We start from the raw sequence: 5919 nt of genomic DNA, 5'->3' as shown, positions 1-5919 counted from the left end.
CGGGAAATCAGGTGGTAAATTACTACTACAGAAGAAAGAACGCCGCAAATATCACAGTACATCACTACATTGACGGAACAACAACAGAGCTATATACACCTGCAGGAAGTACAACACCGAGTGCGGTTGTAATAGACGGAAGCGGAAAGCTTGGAACTACGGAAAATCTTACAAACAAGGCTGCAGATATTGATAACTATGAGTATGTAGGAATAGATGTAAGCGGAGCAAACACCGCAACAACACCGACTGCTACAGGTAATACAACACTTACACACAGCACAACGGCGCAGACTGTAATCTATAAGTATAGAAGAAAGAATGCAGGAAACATTACAGTAAATCACTACGAAGTAGGAACAACAACCCAGCTTTATAAGCCGACAGGAAGCACAACGCCTGCTGCCGAAAACTTTGACGGAACAGGAAAGCTTGGACTGACTGAGAATCTTACAAATAAGGCTGCAGATATTGATAACTACGAGTTTGTGAATGTAAATGTTTCAGGAGCAAGCGGTGCAAGCACACCGAGTGCAAACGGTGATACTACAGTGACATACAAGGTGGGAAATCAGGTGGTAAATTACTACTACAGAAGAAAGAACGCCGCAAATATCACAGTACATCACTACATTGACGGAACAACAACAGAGCTATATACACCTGCAGGAAGTACAACACCGAGTGCGGTTGTAATAGACGGAAGCGGAAAGCTCGGAACTACGGAAAATCTTACAAACAAGGCGGCGGATATTGCCAACTATGAGTATGTAGGAATAGATGTAAGCGGAGCAAATACCGCAACAACACCAAGTGCTACAGGTGATACAACACTTACCCACAGCACAACGGCGCAGACTGTAATCTATAAATATAGAAGAAAAGATGCAGGAAATGTTATTGTAAAATATATAGAAGACGGTACAAATATTCCGCTTAAGTCACCTGATACAATGAACGGTACAGGAAAACTCGGATTACCGTATACAACAACACCTGAGAACTTTACAAACTATGAGCTTGTAAGTGCTATACCTGCAAATCATACAGGTAACTATCCTCCGGCAGGAAGTGATATTACAGTAACCTATGTTTATAGAAGAAAGAATGCAGGAAATATTACAGTAAATCACTACGAAGTAGGAACAACCACACAGCTTTATAAGCCGACCGGAAGCGCAACACCTGCCGCCGAAAACTTTAACGGTACAGGAAAGATGGGATTATCCGAGAGTCTTACAAACAAAGCTGCAGATATTGATAACTACGAGTATGTAAGTGTGGATGTAACCGGAGCAAGCGGAGCTAATACACCTAATGCAAACGGTGATACTACAGTGACATACAATGCAGGAAATCAGGTGGTAAATTATTACTACAGAAGAAAGAATGCTTCAAGTATCACAGTTCACCACATAGAGGACGGAACAAATACCGAACTCTATACACCGACAGGTGCCTCAGGCCCAAGTCCTGAAATTATCTCAGGTAACGGAAGACTTGGAACAAATGAGAACCTGACAAACAGAGTCGCTGATATACCTAACTTTGAGTATGTAAGTGTGGATGTAAGCGGAGCAAATACCGCAACAACACCAAGTGCTACAGGTGCTACAACACTTACACATACAACATCACCGCAGACTGTAATCTATAAGTATAGAAGAAAGAATGTGGGAGATGTATTGGTTCATCACTATGAAGCAGGCACAACAACACCTTTAGCTAATGATGAGAATCTTAGCGGTGTCGGAAAGTCGGGACTTACATATACAACTACACCGAAGACTATAACGGACTATGAACTTGTAGTGACACCTGCAAACCACACAGGAACATATCCTGCAACAGGAACAACAACGGTAGTATATGAGTACAGAAGAAAGAATGCAGGTAATGTTACAGTACATCACTATATTGAAGGTACAACAACACCGCTTGCACCTGATACACCGCTGAACGGAACAGGTAAGCTGGGGCTTCCATATACGACAACCAACCATAATATCCCGAACTATACATTGGTAAGTGTACCGAGCAATGCAAACGGAACATTTACAACCGGAAATCAGACTGTAACATACTATTACAGAAGAAATGATGCCGGAAATGTAGTTGTTCACCATTTGGAGGCGGGAACAACAACATCCGTTGCTCCTAATGAGACACTTAGCGGAGTCGGAAAGTCGGGAATGACATATACGACAAATCCGGCAAGTGTAACAAACTATACGGTAGTAAGTGCAAGACCTATTGACTATACAGGAACATATCCTAACTCCGGACAAAGAGATGTATATTACTACTACACAAGAGATAATGCGGCAGATGTAACAGTTAAGTATGTGGAACAGGGAACAGGAACACCTCTTTCAGGTGACGATGTACTTGGAGGAACCAACAAGCTCGGACTTCCTTATACTACAACAGAGAAGAACATCACCGATTATGAATTGGTAGCACAGCCAAGTAACAAGAACGGTACATTCTTAAGTACACCGCAGACAGTAATCTACGAGTACAGAAGAAAACCTGCCGGAGATGTTACAAGCGTCTATGTAGATGAAGGCGGAAATCAGATAGATATACCTGAGACACAAAGCGGTACAGGTAAGCTCGGACTTCCTTATACAACTACAAGAAAGACAATACCTAACTACACATTGGTAAGCGTACCGAGCAATGAAAACGGTACCTTCGTACCGGGACCACAGACTGTAACTTATGTTTACAGAAGAAATGATGCCGGAGATGTGACGGTTTACCACAAGTCGGTATATGACAACAGCGACTTAAGTACGCCTACAGTGCTTGACGGAACAAGAAAGCTTGGATTGCCTTATACCACAACCCCTGAGACTTACTCTGATTTTGAGATAGCTACAGTGCCGTCTAACGCGACAGGAACATTTGTCAGCGGAAGCCAAAGCGTAACATATCTCTATAAGAGAAAGCAGTCAGGCGGAGTAACAGTAAATTATCTTGACAATCATGGAAACAGGATTGAGACACCTGATAATATTACGGGAACAGATAATGTAGGATTACCTTATACTACAACACCTAAGAATATTCCGAACTACACTCTTATAACAGTACCGAATAATGCAAACGGAACATTCACTGTAAGCCCAATAACAGTGAACTATATCTATAAGCGTCAGGATGCAGGAAATGTTGTAATAGAGCATGTGGATGAGGACGGAAATGTACCACTTGATACTCCTGAAGTACTTGACGGTAGTGAGAGATTAGGTGATAACTATACATCAAGTTCCAAATCATTTGACAACTATGATCTTGTAAGTGTACCAAGCAATGCCAACGGAACATTTATAAGCGGAACTCAGACTGTGACATATGTATATCGCAGAAAAGATGCAGGAAATGTAATAGCCCATTATGTAAACACTGCAGGACTTCCTATAGAGAGCGATGAAGTACTTGACGGAACAAGAAAACTCGGACTTCCGTATGCAACAGGTGCAAAGAGTATACCGGGATACAGCCTATATCTGGTACAGGGAAGTGAAACAGGTGTGTTCACAAGCGGAACAACAGAGGTTACATATATTTACAGAAAGGACCCAAGTGTGGTAATCACACCGGTACCTCCTGTAACACCTACACCGATAGCACCAAGCCCGATAAATCCTATAAATCCGATTGACCCTATAAACCCTGTTACACCTATAAATCCTTTGACACCGAGCCCTATAACACCGATCAATCCGGTTAATCCAAGCCCGATTAACCCGATAACACCGAGTCCTATTACACCGGGTAGAATAGCTACACCAAGTCAGATTATTACACCGGGAAGAGAACAGGATCTGGTAATAAGACCGAACAGACCTATGGCAACACCTTCAATTGCTACAGGATCTAACGGAAAAAAGGGTGGCGGCGGTTCTTCAGACGGCACCTCAAGCGTGAGACCGACAAAGACCGTTACAGTTCAGGATACAAATTCTAAGGATGCAATACAAAAGCCTGAAATTGTTATTGACGAGCCGAAGATTTCCAACAGAAATCCGCAGCCTGATAAAAATGAGCTTAAGAAAGATATTAAGAGCTCAATATCGGCTACAAGAAGAGCTATGTCGGTTCCGAAGACTTCAGACAGAAAGGATGTGAGAGGCTATATGTTCATATTCATAAGCTCACTCGCAGCAGCTGTAATCTTTTGGAAGAAAAAAGAAACTAAGTAAAGGATAAGCATTCTTTAGTCCCTCGACATATGTAGGGGGACTTTTTTGTCGGTTTATAACAGTGTTAAAAATTTATAAAACATATGTAAACCTAGATTATTCATGGTAACTCCATGAAAGTGGATTAAAGCCACATAATTAACATATAAAAAGGAAAAGTTTGAATGAGTCTAAATATGAAAAGATTGACTGGAATTATAATGTCATTTCTTATGATATTCATTATGATATTTCAAGGTTTGAACCTTACTGTCTATGCTGACGGTTTAGCTGTAGATGCTAGGATTACAAGCTTTCAAATCTTAAATACAAGTAACCAGCCGGTTACTGAAACAGAAAAGTCAGCCACGCTTAAGCTGGATTTTAATTTTGAAATGCCTGAATCAATTTTCCTGGATAATGGAAATTACTTTGATATTAAAATTCCTGAAGAATTCGATTTAACAACTGCTGTAACTTATCCGACTACATTTGATATTAAAGATGAAAATGGAACGGTCGTAGGTACAGCAACAATTCAGCCGAATGCTGCAACAGCAACAGGTGGTGGTGGCAATGTACATGTTGTATTTAATGAAAACGCAACCGGAAAGTATAAGTTTAAAGGACATTTACACTTTGATTTAAAGATTAATAAAAAAAGGGTTGGGGATAACCAGACTATCAATGTAAAAGCGGGAGTCAATAATCGAGAAGATCTGACACCCGGTCCTAAGCCAATCATTGTAAAACCGGATAGAGCTCTTTCAACTGTTGAGGTGATTGGTAAATGGGCAAAAGCTCCAACTGTTCCTAATCAGGCTGCTTGGGGTGTTCGTGTTAACAGAACAAAACAATATTTAAAGAATGTTGTTATTACAGATAAGATCACTTCGAATAATGGTCATTTCATTGATCCGGATTCATTGCCAACAGTCATTACATCCGAAAATTTCAAACTTATGAAATGTGAGTATAATGCATCGGGCAATCCGACATCCTATACCGGTGAAGTAGTTGATATTTCTGACAAGATTACATTCAACGAGGATAAGACTGAATTCAGACTTGACCTTGGAGACATTGGAACACAGTCCTATTTCTTGTCTTATAAATCCACAGTTGAATATGGTGATATTGTGCAGTCAAATAATGCCACTTTGACATCTTCCACAAACCCTACTCAGTCCAGTAGCGGAACTTGGAAGTATCGTCATTCGGGTGGTGCAGCCGGTGGTGTGTTGGGTAAGAAATTAAAGCTTAGAAAAGTTGACGTTGATAATGGTGCACCATTAGCAGGCGCAACCTTCAAGGTCACAAAGTCGGATGGAACTTCATTCAATTTAACAACAAGTGCTGATGGTACTGTTATTTCTGATCAGTTAATGCAAGGCAGATATAAGGTAAAGGAAATCAATGCACCGGAGGGATATGAACTTGATCCAAATGAATATTCTGTATATGTCTATGATGATGTAGGCGGAACACTTACTATCAAGGACAAGATGGATAAGACTTATGTAAAAGTAAGCAAAGAATGGGTTGGACCAAAAGGAAGCTCAGCTACCATTCACTTATGGGCAGATGGAGTAGATACCGGAAAGTCAGTCACACTAAATGAAAGAAATAACTGGCAACATACTTTTGAAGGATTAAAGAAAAAGAATACAGACGGCAGTGAGATTCAATATACCGTTAAAGAAGATGCAATCACGAACTACGATTCTTC

The 5919-nt window shown here is 40.7% G+C and carries 2 protein-coding genes; both read left to right on the top strand.

The window, feature by feature from the left end; all coding sequences use genetic code 11:
* Positions 1–4211: MucBP domain-containing protein (locus EHW90_RS11365; RefSeq protein ID WP_207667056.1), on the top strand; the 4211-nt coding region annotated here is incomplete at its 5' end.
* A gap of 164 nt (positions 4212–4375) precedes the next feature.
* Positions 4376–5919: SpaA isopeptide-forming pilin-related protein (locus EHW90_RS11360; RefSeq protein WP_124952853.1), on the top strand; the 1544-nt coding region annotated here is incomplete at its 3' end.

The organism is Lachnoanaerobaculum orale, assembly GCF_003862485.1.
Classification (GTDB): Bacteria; Bacillota; Clostridia; order Lachnospirales; family Lachnospiraceae; genus Lachnoanaerobaculum; species Lachnoanaerobaculum orale.
The sequence above is the reverse complement of the archived record's forward strand: the minus strand, read 5'-3'. Positions and strand labels throughout refer to the sequence as shown.